Origin of the sequence: Streptomyces sp. CA-250714 (genome assembly GCF_050936705.1) — a bacterium.
Lineage (GTDB): Bacteria > Actinomycetota > Actinomycetes > Streptomycetales > Streptomycetaceae > Streptomyces.
The window spans coordinates 2,380,892-2,400,193 of the sequence record NZ_JBNJMI010000001.1 but is presented as its reverse complement, the minus strand read 5'-3'; the positions used below and the strand labels follow the sequence as shown (position 1 = coordinate 2,400,193).

Annotated in this window: 20 protein-coding genes and 3 tRNA genes; 18 read left to right on the top strand and 5 right to left on the bottom strand. The window is 69.6% G+C overall.

The features are described from left to right. Positions 1-49 precede the first annotated feature (49 nt). From ACQEU8_RS10460 to ACQEU8_RS10410, 11 genes are all read left to right on the top strand, one after another. Complete coding sequence (locus ACQEU8_RS10460; protein WP_433099148.1) at positions 50-463, top strand: DUF742 domain-containing protein; 414 nt, start codon at positions 50-52, stop codon at positions 461-463. An 88-nt stretch (positions 464-551) separates the two neighbouring features. Next, positions 552-1,115, top strand: coding sequence for a GTP-binding protein (locus ACQEU8_RS10455; RefSeq protein ID WP_433102299.1), 564 nt, complete (start codon positions 552-554; stop codon positions 1,113-1,115). A 519-nt stretch (positions 1,116-1,634) separates the two neighbouring features. After that, positions 1,635-4,811, top strand: a complete 3,177-nt coding sequence (locus ACQEU8_RS10450) for a nitrate- and nitrite sensing domain-containing protein (RefSeq protein WP_433099146.1) — start codon at positions 1,635-1,637, stop codon at positions 4,809-4,811. A 10-nt stretch (positions 4,812-4,821) separates the two neighbouring features. Beyond that, entirely contained in the window at positions 4,822-5,235 is a 414-nt protein-coding gene (locus tag ACQEU8_RS10445) for a roadblock/LC7 domain-containing protein (RefSeq protein WP_180289953.1), read from the top strand. A 94-nt stretch (positions 5,236-5,329) separates the two neighbouring features. Beyond that, complete coding sequence (locus ACQEU8_RS10440) at positions 5,330-6,070, top strand: DUF742 domain-containing protein (protein WP_433099144.1); 741 nt, start codon at positions 5,330-5,332, stop codon at positions 6,068-6,070. After that, a complete protein-coding gene (locus ACQEU8_RS10435; RefSeq protein WP_079035522.1) occupies positions 6,051-6,647 on the top strand; it encodes a GTP-binding protein in 597 nt (198 codons plus the stop codon). The genes ACQEU8_RS10440 and ACQEU8_RS10435 overlap by 20 nt, the downstream gene beginning before the upstream one ends. A gap of 117 nt (positions 6,648-6,764) precedes the next feature. Next, positions 6,765-7,550: a fumarylacetoacetate hydrolase family protein gene (locus ACQEU8_RS10430; RefSeq protein ID WP_433099142.1), complete on the top strand. Its 786-nt coding sequence runs from the start codon at positions 6,765-6,767 to the stop codon at positions 7,548-7,550. Next, positions 7,540-9,069 (top strand): glutamate--tRNA ligase, encoded by a 1,530-nt coding sequence (gene gltX / locus ACQEU8_RS10425; protein WP_433099140.1) that lies wholly within the window; start codon positions 7,540-7,542, stop codon positions 9,067-9,069. The genes ACQEU8_RS10430 and gltX overlap by 11 nt, the downstream gene beginning before the upstream one ends. Before the next feature lie 165 nt (positions 9,070-9,234). Next, positions 9,235-9,306, top strand: a tRNA-Gln gene (locus ACQEU8_RS10420). Positions 9,307-9,365: 59 nt separating this feature from the next. Next, positions 9,366-9,438, top strand: a tRNA-Glu gene (locus tag ACQEU8_RS10415). A gap of 34 nt (positions 9,439-9,472) precedes the next feature. Further along, a tRNA-Glu gene (locus tag ACQEU8_RS10410) sits at positions 9,473-9,545 on the top strand. 128 nt (positions 9,546-9,673) lie between these two features. Here the strand turns inward: ACQEU8_RS10410 and ndgR are convergent. Further along, positions 9,674-10,390, bottom strand: a complete 717-nt coding sequence (gene ndgR, locus ACQEU8_RS10405) for an IclR family transcriptional regulator NdgR (protein WP_099884559.1) — start codon at positions 10,388-10,390, stop codon at positions 9,674-9,676. A 168-nt stretch (positions 10,391-10,558) separates the two neighbouring features. On the opposite strand from ndgR, the gene leuC reads away from it, so the two are divergent. From leuC to ACQEU8_RS10385, 4 genes are all read left to right on the top strand, one after another. Beyond that, positions 10,559-11,983, top strand: a complete 1,425-nt coding sequence (leuC, locus tag ACQEU8_RS10400; protein WP_433099138.1) for a 3-isopropylmalate dehydratase large subunit — start codon at positions 10,559-10,561, stop codon at positions 11,981-11,983. 32 nt (positions 11,984-12,015) lie between these two features. Beyond that, on the top strand, positions 12,016-12,609 hold the full coding sequence (leuD, locus tag ACQEU8_RS10395) for a 3-isopropylmalate dehydratase small subunit (protein ID WP_433099135.1): 594 nt from the start codon (positions 12,016-12,018) through the stop codon (positions 12,607-12,609). A gap of 326 nt (positions 12,610-12,935) precedes the next feature. Beyond that, positions 12,936-13,190 carry a hypothetical protein gene (locus ACQEU8_RS10390; RefSeq protein ID WP_433099133.1) on the top strand — a complete coding sequence of 85 codons (255 nt, stop codon included), beginning with the start codon at positions 12,936-12,938 and terminating at the stop codon, positions 13,188-13,190. Between the two features lie 124 nt (positions 13,191-13,314). After that, positions 13,315-13,944 (top strand): HU family DNA-binding protein, encoded by a 630-nt coding sequence (locus tag ACQEU8_RS10385; RefSeq protein ID WP_433099130.1) that lies wholly within the window; start codon positions 13,315-13,317, stop codon positions 13,942-13,944. 201 nt (positions 13,945-14,145) lie between these two features. Here ACQEU8_RS10385 and ACQEU8_RS10380 read toward each other — a convergent pair whose 3' ends face one another. Both ACQEU8_RS10380 and cofC read right to left on the bottom strand, forming a co-directional pair. Continuing rightward, positions 14,146-14,349 (bottom strand): hypothetical protein, encoded by a 204-nt coding sequence (locus tag ACQEU8_RS10380; RefSeq protein WP_433099128.1) that lies wholly within the window; start codon positions 14,347-14,349, stop codon positions 14,146-14,148. A gap of 9 nt (positions 14,350-14,358) precedes the next feature. Then, positions 14,359-15,030 carry a 2-phospho-L-lactate guanylyltransferase gene (cofC, locus tag ACQEU8_RS10375; protein ID WP_433099126.1) on the bottom strand — a complete coding sequence of 224 codons (672 nt, stop codon included), beginning with the start codon at positions 15,028-15,030 and terminating at the stop codon, positions 14,359-14,361. Positions 15,031-15,280: 250 nt separating this feature from the next. Between cofC and ACQEU8_RS10370 the strand changes: the two genes are divergently transcribed. From ACQEU8_RS10370 to ACQEU8_RS10360, 3 genes are all read left to right on the top strand, one after another. Then, positions 15,281-16,135 (top strand): lysophospholipid acyltransferase family protein, encoded by an 855-nt coding sequence (locus tag ACQEU8_RS10370; protein WP_433099124.1) that lies wholly within the window; start codon positions 15,281-15,283, stop codon positions 16,133-16,135. Continuing rightward, positions 16,132-17,166, top strand: a complete 1,035-nt coding sequence (locus tag ACQEU8_RS10365; RefSeq protein WP_433099122.1) for an NAD(P)H-dependent glycerol-3-phosphate dehydrogenase — start codon at positions 16,132-16,134, stop codon at positions 17,164-17,166. The genes ACQEU8_RS10370 and ACQEU8_RS10365 overlap by 4 nt, the downstream gene beginning before the upstream one ends. Positions 17,167-17,268: 102 nt before the next feature. Continuing rightward, positions 17,269-18,405: a D-alanine--D-alanine ligase family protein gene (locus ACQEU8_RS10360; RefSeq protein WP_433099119.1), complete on the top strand. Its 1,137-nt coding sequence runs from the start codon at positions 17,269-17,271 to the stop codon at positions 18,403-18,405. 43 nt (positions 18,406-18,448) lie between these two features. On the opposite strand, the gene ACQEU8_RS10355 is transcribed toward ACQEU8_RS10360, so the two are convergent. Both ACQEU8_RS10355 and ACQEU8_RS10350 read right to left on the bottom strand, forming a co-directional pair. Beyond that, positions 18,449-18,976, bottom strand: a complete 528-nt coding sequence (locus ACQEU8_RS10355) for a DUF3515 domain-containing protein (RefSeq protein WP_433099117.1) — start codon at positions 18,974-18,976, stop codon at positions 18,449-18,451. Between the two features lie 19 nt (positions 18,977-18,995). Next, the gene (locus ACQEU8_RS10350; RefSeq protein ID WP_209237757.1) at positions 18,996-19,229 is read right to left on the bottom strand and encodes an Lrp/AsnC family transcriptional regulator; all 234 of its coding nucleotides are present in this window, start codon (positions 19,227-19,229) and stop codon (positions 18,996-18,998) included. Positions 19,230-19,302: the final 73 nt, after the last annotated feature.

The window sequence follows — 19,302 nt, the reverse complement described above, 5'->3', positions numbered from 1 at the left end:
CTGAGCACCACAGTCCGTTCGCCGACCCCATGCCTCGCTCGGAGGAGCCATGACCCCGCCGCCCGCTTCGCACGATCCGTACGGTGTGCACAACTCCCATTCCCCGTACGGCGTCGAGGGCGACCAGCCACTGGTGCGTCCGTATGCCATGACGGGCGGCCGCACCCGGCCGCGCTACCAGCTCGCCATCGAGGCCCTGGTGAGCAGCAACGCGGACCCGATGCAGCTGCAGGGGCTGCTGCCGGAGCACCAGCGGATCTGCCACCTGTGCCGGGAGGTCAAATCGGTCGCGGAGATCTCCGCGCTGCTCGCCATCCCGCTGGGGGTGGCCCGCATTCTCGTCGCCGACCTCGCCGAGGCCGGGATGGTGGCCATCCACCAGCCGGGCAGCGCCTCGGACCCGGGCGGCGCCCCCGACGTGACGTTGCTGGAAAGGGTGCTCAGTGGACTTCGTAAGCTCTAGCCCGCAGATGGACCCCGCCGGGCGTCATCCGGCCCCGCCGGTGGGGCCGATGGGCTCCATGGGACAGGCCGGCCAGCAGGGCTACGGAATGCCCGCGCCGGCCCGTTCGACGACCTCCGCGAAGATCGTGGTGGCCGGCGGATTCGGCGTGGGCAAGACGACCTTCGTCGGTGCGGTCTCGGAGATCAACCCGCTGCGCACCGAGGCCGTGATGACCTCCGCTTCGGCAGGTATCGACGATCTGACCCACACTGCGGGCAAGACCACCACGACCGTCGCCATGGACTTCGGCCGGATCACGCTCGACGACGATTTGATCCTGTATCTGTTCGGTACGCCGGGTCAGGACCGTTTCTGGTTCATGTGGGACGACCTGGTGCGCGGTGCTATCGGTGCGGTTGTCTTGGTGGACACGCGCCGGCTGGCGGACTGCTTCCCGGCGGTGGATTACTTCGAGAACAGCGGACTGCCGTTCGTCATCGCCCTCAACGGTTTCGACGGACACCAGCCCTACTCCCCGGAAGAGGTCCGCGAAGCCCTCCAGATCGGCCCCGACACCCCCATCATCACCACGGACGCCCGACAGCGGGCCGAGGCCAAGAGCGGGCTGATCACCCTGGTGGAACACGCGCTGCTGGCCCGCCTCAAGTAGCGCGCCGGAAGGCCGGTCCGGCCGGCGGCGGCGCAGCCATGCGAGCCCCGCGGTGCGGCCATCGGACAGCCGCGGCACAGCGCGGGACGCCCGCCCCGGGGAGGCTGTGTTTTTCGCCATGCGCGGGAACCATCACGGCCTCACGTTCATAACGTTTCGACAGAGAATTACGTCTGTGTGAACACGCGGGGCGCGCGGAACGTCTCACTCTGCGTACGAATCCCGGGCTATTTGCCGCCGCATCGGCCCCAATGCCCGTTTTTCCATGCACCGGTTTCCTCGTCTTTCCTCGCCCTCCGTAATGCGCCAACTGTTTGGAGGGAGCGGTCGTGACGTGCTGGAATTCCCTGAACTCAGCAGTAGCGCAGGCGCAAGCTGTCAGGGGGCGCCGCGCACCGAGAGGTGAGAAGTCGAGTGAGGCGAACGACCAGGGGTACGTCGGGACCGGCACGAGAGGGTTCCGCACAGCAGGGCTCTGCGGAGTCGAGGGGTAACTTCACCCCTCCGCAGCGTCCTGCCATGCCGCGCGGCCCGCATGCCTCGGCTCCCCAGCCGCCGCCCGCGGCCGGCAGCAGCAGCCGGTGGTCGGCGCGCAACTGGCGCGTGCCCACCCGGCTGAACGCGATCCTGCTCATACCCGTGCTCGTCGCCCTCGTCTTCGGCGGCTTCAAGGTCGAGTCCGACGTCTCCGCCTGGCAGGACGCCAAGGAAGCCCAGCGTACGGCCGAACTGGTCGAGGCGGCAGCGAATTACGGCAACGCCCTCATCGACGAGCGCGACCGCACCGCCGAGCCGCTTCTGAAGGGCCAGCGGAACGACCCCGCGGTACGCAAGGCGCGAGCCGCGACTGACCAGGCCGCCAAGGAGTTCAAGAGCGCCGCCACCCACCTCCCGGACAATCCGGGCCTCAAGCGCCGGCTGGCCGCGTTCGAGAAGGTCGAGCCCCGGCTGCCGGTGCTGCGCGAGTCCGCGTACACCAAGGACCTGCCCGGCGTGAAGACCGAAGAAGGCTACGTCACCATCCAGCACCCGCTGATGGAGTTCGCCAACGAACTCGGGCTGGGCACCGGCAACATCACCTCCTACGGCCGTACCGTCTACGCCATCTCGCTGGCCAAGGCCGCCGTGTCCCTCCAGCGGTCGCTGGGCACCCATCTGATGGTCAAGCCCGGCCCCGCCCGCAAGGACAAGGAGGCCCAGCTCACCGCGCTGGCCTCGTACCACTACCTGGAGCGCATCGCGCTGGCCGAGTACACCTCCGGCGGCCGCCCCTCGGACGTACGGCTGCTCAAGCAGGAGGCGGCCAAGGCCAAGGAGGCGGGCCGCCGGCAGACCCAGGCGGCGAAGGAGCACGCGGCGGCGAAGGGCAAGAAGTTCGTCGCGCCACCCTCCATGGCCAAGATGGTGGCCGCCATCGGCTCCGGCGCCGGCCCCCGCGAGCTGCGCGCCAAGGGCATCACCACCGAGAGCTACTTCGCCACCGCCACCGGCACCTTCGACGCCTACCGTGCGGTCGAGGCGAAGCTGGCCAGGAACGCGGTGCAGGAGACCGAGCAGATCGCCTCCGACGCCCGCAGGAACGCGCTGGTCAACTCGGCGATCGTACTGGTCGCGCTGCTGCTCGCGTTCGTCATCGCGGGCCGGATGGCGCGCTCGATGAGCCGCAGCATGCGCTCGCTGCGCACCGCCGCCTTCGACGTGGCCCAGCAGCGGCTGCCGATGCTGGTCGACCAGCTCTCGCGGACCGAGCCGGGCCGCGTGGACACCCGCGTCCAGCCCATCCCGATCACCAGCAGCGACGAGATCGGCGAGGTCGCCCGCGCCTTCGACCAGGTGCACCGCGAGGCCGTACGGCTCGCCGCCGAGCAGGCGCTGCTGCGGGGCAACGTCAACGCGATCTTCACCAACCTCTCCCGCCGCAACCAGGGGCTCATCGAGCGCCAGCTGGAGCTGGTGACGGAGATGGAGAACAGCGAGGCGGACCCGGACCAGCTGGAGAAGCTGTTCCGGATGGACCACCTCGCCACCCGGATGCGCCGCAACGGCGAGAACCTGCTGGTCCTCGCCGGTGAGGAGCCGGGCCGCCGGTGGACGGAGCCGGTGCCGCTCGTCGACATCCTGCGCGCCGCCTCCTCGGAGGTGGAGCACTACGAGCGCATCGAGGTCAGCGGCATCCCCGAGACGGAGATCCACGGACAGGTCGTCAACGACCTCGTGCATCTGCTCGCCGAGCTGTTGGAGAACGCGGCGTCGTTCTCCTCGCCGCAGAGCAAGGTGCGGGTCACCGCGACCCGGCTGCCGGACGGCCGGATGATGATCGAGATCCATGACAAGGGCATCGGTCTGACCGCCGAGGATTTCGCGGACATCAACCACAAGCTGGCCAACCCGCCGACGGTGGACGCCGCCGTCTCCCAGCGCATGGGCCTGTTCGTGGTGGGCCGGCTGGCCGACCGGCACGGCATCCGCGTCCAGCTGCGCCCCTCCGGAGAGCAGGCGGGCACCACCTCGCTGGTGATGCTGCCCGACGCGATCACGCACGGCGGGGGAGGGGAGGAGAGCCCCGAGGAGGACTTCACCGTCTCCCGGATCGTCCCCGAGCAGCCGCGGGGGCAGAGCGCGCTGGATTCCCGCTCGGCCGCCGAACTCGGCTTCGACGACTCGCGTTACGGCTCCGGCGACGAGCCGCCCTCGCCGCTCGGCTCCGTGAGCCGCACCCGGTTCCGCGAGGAGCGCCGTGCGGCACTGGAGGCACCACCGTCCCAGCAGCCGCAGGAGCAGCAACCCCCGCAGGTCGAACAGCCACAGGCCCCTCAGGAGCCACGGCAGGACGCCTACCCGCAGGGACAGCAGCCGTACGACACCGCGCAGGGACAGCCGTACGACGCGTACGGGCAAGGCGATCCGTATCAGCGGCAGGATGACCCGTACCAGCAGCAGGGCGACCCGTATCAGCCCGGGTACGAGCAGACCGGGGAGATCGCCGCGCAGCAGTACACCGGCGGCTACGAGGGATACGGCCAGGGCTATGGACAGCCCTATGGCAGCCCCGCCACGCAGCATCCCCACGAGACCTCCACAGCGGGCAGCGGACCGTACGAACAGCAGCGGCCCCAGCCCCAACAGCCCGCGCACGAGGGCCAGTACACGTCGCAGCAGCCAGAAGCGGAATCCGCTTCCGGCGTTCCCCAGGGGGAGGCTGAGCGTGTAGGTTTCGACCGTCCGGGTTCCCTCCCGAACAGCTACCGCACCACCACCGAAGCGGGCCTCCCGCGACGTGACCCGGTGCGACAGCCGCAGGACGGGGAGCCGGAAACGCACCACCAGGCCCCCGTCCAGGGTTGGGAAGCCCCGGCCGAGGAGTCCGCGGGGCAGCCGTCGCAGGAGGAAACCGGAACCCACCGGTGGAGCGAGAACGACGAACGCTGGAACAGGGCGGGGCAGTTGCGTGCCCCGCAGTCCGGCGGCGTCACCTCCTCCGGACTGCCGCGCCGGGTGCCCAGGGCCAATCTGGTCGCGGGTGCCGCGGAGGAGAGCTCGGGGGGCGGCCCCTCGGTCTCCCGCGCGCCCGAGGACGTACGCGGCAGACTGAGCAATCTGCACCGCGGCGTACGCCAGGGGCGCACGGCGGGCGACGGCAACCAGAATGACCGACAGGGCTTCGGCCCCGGCAGCACCTACGATCAGGAGCGTTAGTGTGAGCCCGATGAGCCAGGCGGCGCAGAACCTGAACTGGTTGATCACCAACTTCGTGGAGAACACCCCCGGGGTGTCCCACACGGTGGTGGTCTCCGCCGACGGACTCCTGCTCGCGATGTCCGAGGGCTTCCCGCGCGACCGCGCCGACCAGCTGGCGGCGGTTGCCTCGGGGCTCACCTCGCTGACCGCGGGCGCGTCCCGGATCTTCGAGGGCGGTGGGGTCAATCAGACGGTTGTGGAGATGGAGCGGGGATTCCTCTTCATCATGTCCATCTCCGACGGATCCTCACTGGCCGTCCTCGCCCACCCCGAGGCCGACATCGGTCTGGTGGGGTACGAGATGGCACTGCTGGTCGACCGTGCCGGAGGGGTCCTCACCCCGGATCTGCGAGCGGAGCTTCAGGGCAGTCTTCTCAACTAGGGCACAACTGTCCCTTGGCAGTGCGCATCGCGGCTGGGCGCCATAAGGTGCCGGGAGCGCAACGGCCGTATGTCCGTGAGTCGGAGGAGGAAACGTGGCAACGCCCCCAGGAGGTCCGTCGTCGTACGGCAGTGGTCGTTCCGACCAGCCTCAGGACGTCCAGTCGGCCGCGGCCCCGGGCGGGGACGCGCCCTTCCTGAACCGTTTCAACTTCCCCTCGGCGCCGAGTGAGTACGTCCAGCGCTCGGCCGGCCAGCAGCAGCCCCAGCCGCAGCAGCCCGGCCGCCCGCAGCACGGGGCGCCGCAGCAGCACGGAGGGCAGCCGCCGTACCAGCCGCGGCATGGAGGGCAGCCCCAGCACGGCGCGCAGCCCCCGCAGCGGCAGCCGCAACAGCAGCAGAACCCGCAGACCCGCATCCAGCCGGTGCAGCCCGCGCCCGGTGACAGGACGGCCGGCACCCAGCGCGCCGCCGACCAGCCACCGCCGCCGCAGCAGCCGCTGGTGCGTCCGTACGCGATGACGGGTGGCCGGACCCGTCCCCGCTACCAGCTCGCCATCGAGGCGCTGGTGCACACCACGGCGGAGGTCTCGCAGCTCCAGGGCCAGCTCCCGGAGCACCAGCGGATCTGCCGCCTGTGCTACGAGATCAAGTCGGTCGCCGAGATCTCGGCCCTTCTGACCATCCCGCTCGGCGTCGCCCGGATCCTCGTCGCCGACCTGGCCGAGGCCGGACTTGTCGCCATCCACCAGCCGGGCGGTGACGAGACCACCGCCGACGGTCAACCAGACGTGACATTGCTCGAAAGGGTGCTCAGTGGACTTCGGAAGCTCTAGCGCCGGGCCCGTCGGGGGTACGACAGCCCGTTCGACGACCTCCGCGAAGATCGTGGTGGCCGGCGGATTCGGCGTGGGCAAGACGACCTTCGTCGGTGCGGTCTCGGAGATCAACCCGCTGCGCACCGAGGCCGTGATGACCTCCGCCTCGGCAGGTATCGACGATCTGACCCACACGGCGGACAAGACGACCACCACGGTCGCCATGGACTTCGGTCGCATCACCCTGGACCAGGACCTGATCCTGTATCTGTTCGGTACGCCGGGTCAGGACCGGTTCTGGTTCATGTGGGACGACCTGGTGCGTGGCGCGATCGGTGCGGTGGTGCTGGTGGACACGCGCCGGCTGGCGGACTGCTTCCCGGCGGTGGACTACTTCGAGAACAGCGGACTGCCGTTCGTCATCGCCCTCAACGGGTTCGACGGGCACCAGCCCTACTCCCCGGAAGAGGTCCGCGAAGCCCTCCAGATCGGCCCCGACGCCCCCATCATCACCACGGACGCCCGGCACCGCGCGGACGCCAAGAGCGCGCTGATCACTCTCGTCGAGCACGCCTTGATGGCACGCCTGCGCTGACACCGGCGTCCGGCAACGGCAAGGGCGGGGCAGGGGCGGGAACAACCCACCCCCGCCCCCCGCGGTGAGTGGAATACGCTGGGCCCCGGCCCAGTAACCCCGCACCGAAGGACCCCCGTGCGCATCGCAAGATTCTCCCTGGACGGAACCGTAGGTTTCGGCGTCGTCGAGGGCGAGCCCTCAACCCCCGAGGGCCCCGTCCTCGACATCATCAAGGGCCACCCCTTCGCAGAGTTCGAGCGCACGGGCCAGAAGCTCCCCATGAGCAAGGTCCGTATCCTGCCGCCCACCCTCCCCAACAAGGTGGTGGCGATCGGCAGGAACTACGCCGAGCACGCCAAGGAACTCGGCAACGAGGTCCCCGAGATCCCGGTCACCTTCCTCAAGCCGTCCACCTCGGTGATCGGGCCGAACGACCCGATCGGCTACCCGTCCTTCTCCAACGAACTGCACCACGAGGCGGAGCTGGCCGTGGTCATCGGCCGGCTGTGCAAGGACGTGCCGCGCGAACGCGCCAAGGACGTCATCCTCGGCTACACCTGCGCCAACGACATCACCGCGCGTGATGTGCAGCGTACGGAGAAGCAGTGGGCCCGCGCCAAGGGCTTCGACGGCTCCTGCCCGCTGGGGCCCTGGACGGAGACCGAGCTGGACCCGGCGGACGTCGGCATCATGTGCACGGTCAACGGCGAACAGCGCCAGCTGGGGCGCACCAGCGAGATGATCCGGCCCATCGAGGACCTGATCGTCCACATCACCCAGGCCATGACCCTGCTGCCCGGCGACGTCATCCTCACCGGCACCCCTGCGGGCGTCGGCCCGCTCAACGTCGGCGACGAGGTCGCCGTCACCATCGAAGGAATCGGCACTCTCACCAATAAGGTGATCAAGCGTGACTACTGAGTTCTCCGGAGGGGGAGGGACCGCGGGCACGGACGTCCGCGTACGTTTCTGTCCCTCCCCGACCGGTAACCCCCATGTGGGTCTGGTCCGTACCGCCCTGTTCAACTGGGCGTACGCCCGGCACACCGGCGGCACCCTGGTCTTCCGCATCGAGGACACCGACGCCGCGCGCGACTCGGAGGAGTCGTACGAGCAGCTGCTGGACGCGATGCGCTGGCTCGGCCTCGACTGGGACGAGGGCCCCGCTGTGTCTGATGGCGACTTCGTCGCGGGGGGCGGCCCGCACGCCCCCTACCGGCAGTCCCAGCGTATGGACAAGTACGCGGACGTCGCGCGCAAGCTGCTGGACGGCGGCTACGCCTACCCCTGCTACTGCACAGCGGAGGAGCTGGAACAGCGCCGCGAGCAGGCCCGCAAGGAGGGCCGTCCCTCCGGTTACGACGGCCGCTGCCGCGAGCTGACCGGCGAGCAGATCGCCGCGTACGAGGCCGAGGGCCGCAGCCATGTCGTCCGCTTCCGGATGCCGGACGAGCCGATCACCTTCACCGACCTGGTCCGGGGCGAGATCACCTTCCAGCCGGAGAACGTCACCGACTACGGCATTCTGCGCACCAACGGGGCTCCGCTGTACACGCTGGTCAACCCGGTCGACGACGCGCTGATGGACATCACGCACGTGCTGCGCGGCGAGGACCTGCTCTCCTCCACCCCGCGTCAGATCGCGCTGTACAAGGCGCTGATGGAGCTGGGCATCGCCAACCGCGTCCCGGAGTTCGGTCATCTGCCCTACGTCATGGGCGAGGGCAACAAGAAGCTCTCCAAGCGCGATCCGCAGTCCTCCCTCAACCTCTACCGCGAGCGCGGCTTCCTCCCCGAGGGCCTGCTCAACTACCTCTCCCTGCTCGGCTGGTCCCTCGCCGAGGACCGCGACATCTTCTCCGTCGACGAGATGGTCGCCGCCTTCGACATTCACGAGGTCAACTCCAACCCGGCACGCTTCGATCTGAAGAAGTGCGAGGCCATCAACGCCACGCATCTGCGGGAGATGCCGCTGAAGGACTTCATCGCCGCCTGCGAGCCGTGGCTGAAGGCCCCCTACGCCCCCTGGGACGAGTCGAACTTCTCCCAGCAGGCGTTCGAGGAGCTGGCCCCGCTGGCCCAGACCCGTCTGACGGTCCTCTCCGACATCACCGACAACGTCGACTTCCTCTTCCTGGACCGGCCGGTGGAGGACGAGAAGTCCTGGCAGAAGGCGATGAAGGAGGGCTCGGACGCCCTTCTCCGCACGGCCCGCGCCAAGCTGGAGACGGCCGACTGGACCTCCCCCGAGGCGCTCAAGGAGGCCGTACTGGCCGCCGGCGAGGAGCACGGCCTGAAGCTGGGCAAGGCCCAGGCGCCGGTCCGCGTCGCCGTCACAGGCCGCACCGTCGGCCTGCCCCTCTTCGAGTCCCTCCAGGTCCTCGGCAGGGACCGCACCCTGGAGCGCATCGATACGGCCCTGGCCAAGCTCGGTTCGTAGCCGCCGAGGTGGGGACGGTGCCCCGGAACGGGCCCCTGGAACTCGTTTTGGAGCACCGTCCGCCATCGGGTAATGTTCTTCCTGTCGCCGAACGGGGCGGCCCGCAAAGGGCCGGAGCCGGAGGCGGCCATCCAAACAAAATCCCCACAGGGGGTTGCGTTTCGGTGGGCTATGGTGTAATTGGCAGCACGACTGATTCTGGTTCAGTTAGTCTAGGTTCGAGTCCTGGTAGCCCAGCAAGATCCGTAGTTGATAAGCGCTGTCTGTTCAGCAGTGTTCACGTTCTGCGAGATCGAGCCCCCGTTGTGTAGCGGCCTAGCACGCCGCCCTCTCAAGGCGGTAGCGCCGGTTCGAATCCGGTCGGGGGTACGGATTCCGTCCGCAAGGCCGGGATCGCAGCAGGGCCCCCGTTGTGTAGCGGCCTAGCACGCCGCCCTCTCAAGGCGGTAGCGCCGGTTCGAATCCGGTCGGGGGTACTCGATCAAGAAGGCCCCGCACCTCAGGTGCGGGGCCTTCGTCGTGCGCGCTCACGGGCAGGCTCCGGACCCTCGCAAGGGTCGTCCGGAGCCTGCCCGTGAGGAGCCTGCCCGTGAGACGGGAGCCCTCAGCCTGGGCGGCGGAGCGATTCGCTGAGGCGGGCAGCGGCGTCGACGATGGCCTGCGCGTGCATACGGCCGGGGTGGCGGGTCAGGCGCTCGATGGGGCCTGAGACGGACACGGCAGCCACCACGCGGTTCGAGGGGCCGCGTACGGGCGCGGAGACGGACGCGACGCCCGGCTCGCGCTCGCCGATCGACTGGGCCCAGCCGCGGCGTCGTACGCCGGAGAGCGCGGTGGCGGTGAACCGGGCGCCCTGGAGGCCGCGGTGCAGCCGCTCGGGCTCCTCCCAGGCCATCAGGATCTGCGCGGCGGAACCCGCCTTCATGGGCAACGTGGAGCCGACCGGCACGGTGTCGCGCAGGCCGGAGAGGCGTTCGGCGGCGGCGACACAGATGCGCATATCGCCCTGGCGCCGGTAGAGCTGGGCGCTCTCGCCGGTCACATCGCGTAGGTGGGTGAGCACCGGGCCCGCCGCCGCGAGCAGCCGGTCCTCGCCCGCCGCCGCGGCCAGCTCGCCCAGCCGCGGGCCGAGGATGAAACGGCCCTGCATGTCGCGGGCCACCATGCGGTGGTGCTCGAGAGCCACCGCGAGCCGGTGCGCCGTGGGGCGCGCGAGACCGGTCGCTGAGACCAGCCCGGCGAGGGTGGCCGGACCGGACTCCAGAGCGCTCAGTACCAGAGCTGCCTTGTCGAGAACGCCGACGCCGCTAGAGTTGTCCATGCGTCGATACTCACGTCTCAGAGTGTGAAACGCAAGTTCAATTTTCCCGGCGACCCGCCAACCTTGAGGGACGACCGCCGCTTCTGGGGGACCCCTGGCCGAAGGCCGGGGGGAGGTGGAACTGATCTCGACATGTGGCCGGCGGCGCTGCCGGCCGGAGGGAAAGCGATGGGACGCACACTCGCGGAGAAAGTCTGGGACGACCATGTCGTCAGGCGCGCGGAAGGCGAGCCGGACCTTCTCTTCATCGATCTCCACCTGCTGCACGAGGTGACCAGCCCGCAGGCCTTCGACGGACTCCGTAAGGCGGGCCGTGCCGTGCGGCGTACGGATCTGACCATCGCGACCGAGGACCACAACACCCCCACCCTCGACATCGACAAGCCGATCGCCGACCCGGTCTCCCGCACCCAGTTGGAGACACTGCGCAAGAACTGTGCGGATTTCGGGGTGCGGCTGCACCCGCTGGGCGACGTCGAACAGGGCGTCGTACACGTCGTGGGGCCGCAGCTGGGGCTGACCCAGCCCGGGATGACGGTGGTCTGCGGTGACAGCCACACCTCCACCCACGGCGCGTTCGGCGCGCTGGCCTTCGGTATCGGCACCTCCCAGGTGGAGCACGTACTGGCCACCCAGACGCTGCCGATGGCGCCGTTCAAGACCATGGCGGTCACCGTGAACGGTGAGCTGCCCGAGGACGTCACCGCCAAGGACCTGATCCTCGCCATCATCACCAAGATCGGCACCGGCGGTGGTCAGGGCTATGTGATCGAGTACCGCGGCGAGGCCATCGAGAAGCTGTCGATGGAAGCGCGGATGACGATCTGCAACATGTCCATCGAGGCGGGCGCCAGGGCCGGGATGATCGCCCCGGACGAGACCACCTTCGCCTACGTCGAGGGCCGCGAGCACGCCCCCAAGGGCGCGGACTGGGACGAGGCCGTCGCCTACTGGAAGACGCTGCGCACCGACGAGGACGCGGTCTTCGACCACGAGGTCGTCATCGAGGCCGCCGAGCTGGCGCCGTTCGTCACCTGGGGCACCAACCCCGGCCAGGGCGCTCCGCTGTCGCACTCGGTGCCCGACCCGGCCTCCTTCCAGGACGCCAGCGAGCGGTACGCGGCCGAGAAGGCCCTGGACTACATGGGGCTGAGGGCGGGTCAGCCGCTGCGCGAGGTCGCCGTCGACACCGTCTTCGTCGGCTCGTGCACCAACGGCCGTATCGAGGACCTGCGTTCGGCCGCCTCGGTGCTGGAGGGCCGCAAGGTCGCCGACAGCGTGCGGATGCTGGTCGTTCCCGGCTCCGTACGGGTGTCGCTGCAAGCCGTCGAGGAAGGGCTGGACAAGGTGTTCACGGCGGCGGGCGCCGAATGGCGGCACGCCGGCTGTTCGATGTGCCTGGGCATGAACCCCGACCAGCTCCAGCCGGGTGAGCGCGCCGCCTCCACCTCGAACCGCAACTTCGAGGGCAGGCAGGGCAAGGGAGGCCGTACCCATCTGGTCTCGCCGCAGGTGGCGGCGGCGACCGCGGTACTGGGCCACCTGGCCTCGCCGGCCGATCTGGCGGACGTACGCGAACCGGCCGCGGTCTGACGGGCCGAGGAAGCTGAAGGGATAGGGAAGACATGGAAGCCTTCACCACACACACCGGCCGGGCCGTTCCGCTGCGCCGCAGCAACGTCGACACCGACCAGATCATCCCGGCCCACTGGCTCAAGAAGGTCACCCGCGACGGCTTCGAGGACGGCCTGTTCGAGGCGTGGCGCAAGGACCCGGAGTTTGTGCTCAACCAGCCTGCCCACCAGGGCGCGACCGTGCTGGTCGCGGGCCCGGACTTCGGTACCGGTTCGTCGCGTGAGCACGCCGTCTGGGCGCTGCAGAACTACGGCTTCAAGGCCGTCATCTCCTCGCGGTTCGCCGACATCTTCCGCGGCAACTCGCTGAAGAACGGCCTGCTCACGGTGGTGCTGCCGCAGGAGACCGTGGACGCGCTCTGGCAGCTGACGGAGGCCGACCCGACCGCCGAGGTGACCGTGGACCTGGTACGGCGCAAGGTGGTGGCGCCTGGTATCGACGCGGACTTTGAGCTGGACGAGAACGCCCGTTGGCGGCTGCTGGAAGGGCTGGACGACATCAGCCTCACCCTGAAGAACGAGGACGCCATCGCGGACTTCGAGAAGTCCAGGGCCTCCTTCAAACCGCGCACGCTCACCGCCTGAGAGGCTGAGTACCCCTCAAAACGTCGCGCCACCGCGCCCCCACCGCACTCCGGTGGGGGCGCGGTGCTGTGTGCGGTACGTGTGGGCAGTGCGGCTGTATGCGGCACGTATGTGCACACGCGTGCGCTGGCGAATGACGTGAATTAGTCTTGACGCCGGCTCCTGTCGCACTGAGGCACAGTGCTGTTCGCGACTCGCCCGCACGACTCGCCGCGAGGTGTCAACAAAGGCTCTGCCCAGCGGAGTTGGCGGCTACACCTCGCACGTCCCCGCCCTACGCTGACCCGCTGGAAGCGACAACTCACCCCAGATGGCACAATCACCGCATGGAACGCGACGGTCAACTGGAGCTCTACGACCGACTCGCCGCCCGACTGAAGGAAGCGCACTCCCGGGTGCGCTCCCCGCAAATTCCGCAGAGCGCACGGGTGCCGCTGGCCCGGAAGCTGCTCGTCATCACCGCGGCTTCCAAACACGATCTCGCCGACGCCGAACGGCGTCTGGAGCGCCTGATGGCCGACGTCGACGAGGGGCGATTCAGCGCCGGGCAACGGGACGTGTGCGCGGACGGAACTCCGTGACGGGCGAGTTCGTTGCGGCACAAGGGTGATTCGCCCGTTTCGTGTTTGATTTGCGGTATATATCTGCCTAACGTGCGAAAAAGCTGAACACATTCGTTCCGGCAATGTCTCCGAAGGGGAAGACGTGAACAAGGCGCAGCTCGTTGAAGCTATCCAAGATGACCTCGGTGGACGCCAGCAGGCCGCGGATGCGGTCGATGTAGTCCTGGACGCGATCGTTCGTGCGGTCGTCGCCGGTGAGCGTGTTTCGGTCACCGGCTTCGGCTCTTTCGAGAAGGTCGACCGACCGGCCCGTTACGCTCGCAACCCGCAGACCGGTGAGCGGGTGCGGGTGAAGAAGACCTCCGTACCGCGCTTCCGCGCCGGTGCGGGCTTCAAGGACCTGGTGAGCGGAGCGAAGAAGCTCCCCAAGAACGATGTCGCGGTCAAGAAGGCCCCCAAGGGCAGCCTCTCCGGCGGTACGGCCACCAAGAAGGCCACGGCCAAGAAGGCAGGCGCGAAGAAGACCACGGCGAAGAAGGCCGCACCCGCGAAGAAGACGACGGCGAAGAAGGCGGCGCCCGCGAAGAAGGCGGCGGCGAAGAAGGCTCCGGCGAAGACCACCGCCGCCAAGAAGACCACCGCCAAGAAGGCCCCGGCCAAGACCACGGCCAAGAAGGCACCGGCCCGCAAGAGCACCGCCAAGAAGGCGCCCGCGCGGAAGACCGCGGCCCGCAAGACCACCGCCAAGAAGACCACCTCGCGGAGGCGGTGAGCCGGAGATCTCGGTATCCCGCACTTCAGCGGGTGAAACGATCCCTCCCACCACTGGCGGCAGTACGCCGGCACTGGCGGGCACGGGAACACACGCGGCCACGGGCCGCAACGCCAGCGCCGGGCCGGGCTCCCTCGGGGGAGCCCGGCCCGCGGCGTGTTCGCCGCCGTCGCGGCGGCACAGAAGCCGGGGGCTCCGCCCTTACAGGGTCTGGAGGGTCACCAGGGTGATGCGGCGGGTCTCGGCTTCGCCTTCGAGTTCGATACGGACCCGTTGGCCGGGGCGGAGCAGGCGGAGGCCGCCCGCGTCGAAGGCGGGAGCCTCGAAGGGCAGCGGGGTGCCGTCGTCCAGCAGCACGCTGCCGGACCGGGACTCCGGGTCGTAGGTGTATGCCGTGGCCTGCATAGCGGCAGCCTAGCGGCCCGGTTCCGGTACTGGCCCGGCGAGCAGTGCCGAGGTGAAATCGCCGACGCCCAGCGCGAGTGCCGCTCGCAGATCCTCGGGCGTATCCACGTCCTGCCGCACGCTGGGAACTCCCGGCAGCGCCAGTTCCACCGCGCCGGAGGCCCGGTGCCGGATCCGGGAGGGGCCGCCGAAAGCGGGGGAAAGCTCAGCCTGCGGGAGGGCTGTCAGCACAGTTGTGCCGATTTCCGCGGCGTCGGGAAGAAAAGCACGGGAAAATCCGGAAGCCGCATTCAGTACCCGTTCCAATTCCGCGGGCCGCAGCGCCGGCAGATCCGCGTTGAGGGCGGCGACAGCCGCGGCGGGATCCGCGGCGCGCGCCGTCGCGGCCCCGTGCGCGAGCGCCGCGTTCAGCCCGTCGCCCGGCAGATCGGGCACCGGGCGCGCGCCCAGCGTGCGCAGTTCACCGGCGGCCAGCGGATCGTCCGTGACAACCACCACATCGCGCACTGCCGGGCAGTCGAGCGCCGCACTCACGGTGTCCTGGGCGAACGCCAGCGCCAGCTCGGGCAGGGGAGGGCCCGTGGCGGCGCCGGCAAGCCGGCTCTTGGCCCGGGAGAGAGGCTTCAGCGGCACCACAAGAGTCCACGTCACGGGCGTCACATGTGGCTTCATCGGCCCCATTCTCGCCTGCTCCCCGAGCGGTGCGACGGGGGTGGGGTTACCGTGTGCCCCACAGTCGAGCACGGACAGTGTGCTCGACAGCGAGGCAGTCCGCGGCGACACTTGTGCGGTTGTCGATTTGCCCCCAGAGGAAGGGCCCCACAAGGAGCCCCCTAAGGAGATGGTGTCCGGGTGTCCCGCCAAACCGTGTCCGCCCCGGGAGCAACCCCGAGAGCACCGGCCGGAAAAGCCGAGCCGAAGGGGGCGCGCAATGCCGGGGAGTGACGGTAAACGCAGGAAGATCGGCTTCTGGTACCGCCTCGCGGCGTTCCTGCTGAAACCCCCGCTCATCCTGTTCTTCAAGCGGGACTGGCGCGGAATGGAGCACATTCCGCACGACGGCGGCTTTATCACCGTCGTCAACCACAACTCGTATCTCGACCCGCTCTCCTACGCCCACTTCCAGTACAACACCGGCCGGGTCCCGCGGTTCCTGGCCAAGGTGGGGCTGTTCAAGGGCGGCTTCCTGGGCGCCGCGATGCGCGGCACCGGGCAGATCCCCGTCTATCGCGAGTCCACCGACGCGGTGGGCGCCTTCCGGGCCGCCGTGGAGGCCATCGAGAAGGGCGAGTGCGTCGCCTTCTACCCGGAGGGCACCCTCACCCGCGACCCGGAGATGTGGCCGATGACCGGCAAGACCGGCGCTGCCCGGGTCGCGCTGCTGACCAGGGCGCCCGTCATCCCCGTCGCCCAGTGGGGCGCCAACCTCGCGATGCCGCCGTACGCCAAGGAGAAGAAGCTGCGGCTCTTCCCGCGCAAGACCCTCACCGTGCAGGCGGGCCCGCCCATCGACCTGTCCGCGTTCTACGACCGGGAGCCCACCGCCGAGGTGCTCCGCGAGGTCACCGACGTCATGATGGATGCCGTCACCGAGCAGCTCGCCGCCATCCGCGGCGAGCCCGCGCCCGCCGAGCGGTACGACATGCGCAAGGCGGCGGTCCGCAGGCGCGAGCAGCGGGCCACCCGGGAGCAGTCGCCCGAGGTGCGCGAGGTGACAGGACAGCACGAGCCGGCCGGTCAGGCACCGGCCACGGCCGAGGCGGCAGAGGGAGAGAAGAACGCGTGAGCCGGCAGGACGGGCGGCAGCAGGAACACCGGAGGAAGGCCGCCGTGTTCGGCACCGGCTCCTGGGGCACCGCCTTCGCGATGGTGCTCGCCGACGCAGGGGTGGACGTGACCCTGTGGGGCCGTCGGGCCGAGGTCGTCGAGGCGATCAACACCACGTGCCGCAACCCCGGATACCACCCCGACACCGAACTCCCCGCCGCGGTGCGGGCCACCACAGAACCCGCCGACGCGGCCCGGGACGCGGAGTTCACCGTGCTCTCCGTCCCCTCCCAGACGCTGCGCGCCAACCTGGAGTCGTGGCGTGGGCTGCTGCACCCCGGCACGGTGCTCGTCTCCCTGATGAAGGGCATCGAACTCGGCACCGCCAAGCGGATGAGCGAGGTCATCCAGGAGGTCGCCGGGGTCCCAGCCGAGCGCGTCGCCGTACTGACCGGGCCCAATCTGGCCCGTGAGATCGCCGCCCGGCAGCCCGCCGCCGCCGTCGCCGCGTGCGTGGACGAGGAGGCGGCACGCGCCGTGCAGAGCGCCTGCCACACCCCGTACTTCCGGCCCTACACCAGCACCGACGTGGTCGGCTGCGAGCTGGGCGGCGCGGTCAAGAACGTCATCGCGCTGGCCGTGGGCATCGCCGACGGGATGGGCCTGGGCGACAACTCCAAGGCGTCACTGATCACCCGCGGGCTGGCCGAGACCACCCGGCTCGGCCTCGCCATGGGCGCGGAGGCGCACACCTTCGCCGGGCTGGCCGGTATGGGCGACCTGGTGGCCACCTGCTCCTCGCCGCTGTCCCGCAACCACACCTTCGGCACCAACCTCGGCCGGGGCATGACCCTCCAGGAGACGATCGCGGTCACCGAGCAGACCGCGGAGGGCGTCAAGTCCTGCCAGTCCGTGCTGGACCTGGCGCGGCGGCACGGGGTGGAGATGCCGATCACCGAGACCGTCGTGGAGATCGTCCACGAGGGCAAGCCGCCGCTGGTGGCGCTCAAGGAGCTGATGTCCCGCAGTGCCAAGCCCGAACGGGCCTGAGCGCACGGCGGAGCGGCTGTTGAGCTGCCCGGTACGGCACCTCGGCGCCACGGGGGCGTCCGCGTCGGCAGCGCGGCTACGACGCGGTAAAGTCCCAGCGATATGAGCAGCCAGAGCCCCGCCCCCAAGCCCCGAGTCGCCGTCGTCTTCGGCGGACGCAACTCAGAGCACCAGATCTCGGTCCTGACGGCCGGCGCGGTGCTCGGCGCCATCGACCGCGACAAGTACGAGGTGCTGCCGATCGGTATCACCGCGGACGGCCGCTGGGCGCTGGCGGCCGACGACCCGGCCCGGATGGCCATCGAGGACCGCAAGCTGCCCACGGTGGAGCAGCTGTCCGAGTCCGACACCGGCGGGGTGCAGCTGCCCGTCTCACCCGGCAGCCGCGAGGTCGTGCACACCGAGCCCGGGCAGATGCCCAAGGTGCTGGGCGAGATCGACGTCGTCTTTCCCGTACTGCACGGCCCGTACGGCGAGGACGGCACCCTCCAGGGGATGCTGGAGCTGGCGGGGATCCCCTACGTCGGCTCGGGCGTGCTGTCCTCGGCCGTCGGCATGGACAAGGAGTACATGAAGCGGATCTTCGTCTCCTTCGGACTGCCGGTCGGCCCGTACGTCACCGTCAGGCCGCGTGAGTGGGAGGTGGATCCCGCGGCGGCGCGCAAGAAGATCGTCGACTTCGCCTCCGAGCAGGGTTGGCCGGTCTTCATCAAGCCGGCCCGGGCCGGCTCGTCCATGGGCATCACCAAGGTGGACGGCCTGGGCGGGCTGGACGAGGCGGTCGAGGTGGCCCGGCGGCACGACCCGAAGATCATCGTCGAGTCGCTGCTGCGCGGCCGTGAGATCGAGTGCGGCGTCCTGGAGTTCGAGGACGGACCGCGTGCCAGTGTGCCCGCCGAGATCCCGCCGGTCAGCGACCACGACTTCTACGACTTCGAGGCGAAGTACATCGACTCCGCCTCCGGTATCGTGCCCGCCTCGCTGACCGAGGAGGAGACGGCACGGGTGCGGGAGCTGGCCGTACGGGCCTTCGAGGCGGCCTCCTGCGAGGGGCTGGTGCGGGCCGACTTCTTCCTGTGCGAGAACGGCGAGTTCGTGATCAACGAGATCAACACGATGCCGGGCTTCACGCCCATCTCGATGTATCCGCGCATGTGGCAGGAGACCGGCGTCAGCTACCCCGAACTGGTAGACCGCCTCATCCAGTCGGCCCTGAACCGCCCGACGGGCCTGCGGTAGGCAATCGGCCGGGGGCTTCGCCCCCGAGCCCCCCCCGTGACGGTCAGTCCTCTTTCCGTTTGGGCACCGTGTGCTTGACCGCGTCGCTCAGGTCCGTGAGGGCTTCGACCTCGGGTTTGTAGTCGTCGGGTACGGTCAACTCGACGTAGGCGGCCCGGTGGGTGGTCGTGAAGCGGTAGCCGTCGTCCTGCTTCTCCATCAGCCAGGACACCCCGTTCACCTCCGCCGCGTCGGCGGTGGGGTTGTACTCTTCGTTGCCGGGGGTCAGCTTGGCGGGTTCGCGCACGCCGCAGCGCAGCTCGATGGCCGGGTCCCCCCAGACGGCGGTGTAGTCGGAGACGGGGTCGGCCTCGCCGCGCTGTCGGCCGTCGACCCGCTTCGGCAGCGCGTCGTGCAGCGCGCGGCACAGCTTCGCGGTCCGGCCGGAAGGGCTGGGCGGCGTAGGGCCCGCGTCGCCGATGCCGGAGCAACCCGCCGTGACCAGGGGGACCAGGACGACCAGTGCGCCCACCGCGGAAGCGGGGACGGCGGAGACGGAACGAGGGGAAGCAGCCCGGCGTCGAATGCTCACCGGGCGAGCATACGGGGGGCTAGAGATGGACGATGGGGCAGGTCAGAGTGCGGGTGATGCCGTCCACTTGCTGGACTTTGGCGACCACCATGCGGCCGAGGTCGTCCATGGTGTCGGCGCGGGCGCGCACGATCACATCGTACGGACCCGTTACATCCTCGGCCTGGATCACGCCGGGGATCTTGGAGACGATCTCTGCGACGGTCGAAGCCTTGCCAACTTCGGTCTGAATCAAGACGTACGCCTGTACCACGGAACCTCCACGGGGGCGACGAGGATCATGCAGGGCGAGAGAGAAACGCCACCGTACCGCGTCCCCCCTGCCG

Coding starts and splice junctions, on each gene's coding strand:
- ACQEU8_RS10450 (WP_433099146.1), top strand. CDS start 1,635: ATGCCGCGCGGCCCGCATGCCTCGGCTCCCCAGCCGCCGCCCGCGGCC.
- ACQEU8_RS10460 (WP_433099148.1), top strand. CDS start 50: ATGACCCCGCCGCCCGCTTCGCACGATCCGTACGGTGTGCACAACTCC.
- ACQEU8_RS10390 (WP_433099133.1), top strand. CDS start 12,936: ATGGAACGCGACGGTCAACTGGAGCTCTACGACCGACTCGCCGCCCGA.
- ACQEU8_RS10455 (WP_433102299.1), top strand. CDS start 552: ATGCCCGCGCCGGCCCGTTCGACGACCTCCGCGAAGATCGTGGTGGCC.
- leuD (WP_433099135.1), top strand. CDS start 12,016: ATGGAAGCCTTCACCACACACACCGGCCGGGCCGTTCCGCTGCGCCGC.
- ndgR (WP_099884559.1), bottom strand. CDS start 10,390: ATGGACAACTCTAGCGGCGTCGGCGTTCTCGACAAGGCAGCTCTGGTA.
- ACQEU8_RS10445 (WP_180289953.1), top strand. CDS start 4,822: ATGAGCCAGGCGGCGCAGAACCTGAACTGGTTGATCACCAACTTCGTG.
- ACQEU8_RS10360 (WP_433099119.1), top strand. CDS start 17,269: ATGAGCAGCCAGAGCCCCGCCCCCAAGCCCCGAGTCGCCGTCGTCTTC.
- ACQEU8_RS10380 (WP_433099128.1), bottom strand. CDS start 14,349: ATGCAGGCCACGGCATACACCTACGACCCGGAGTCCCGGTCCGGCAGC.
- ACQEU8_RS10370 (WP_433099124.1), top strand. CDS start 15,281: ATGCCGGGGAGTGACGGTAAACGCAGGAAGATCGGCTTCTGGTACCGC.
- leuC (WP_433099138.1), top strand. CDS start 10,559: ATGGGACGCACACTCGCGGAGAAAGTCTGGGACGACCATGTCGTCAGG.
- cofC (WP_433099126.1), bottom strand. CDS start 15,030: ATGGGGCCGATGAAGCCACATGTGACGCCCGTGACGTGGACTCTTGTG.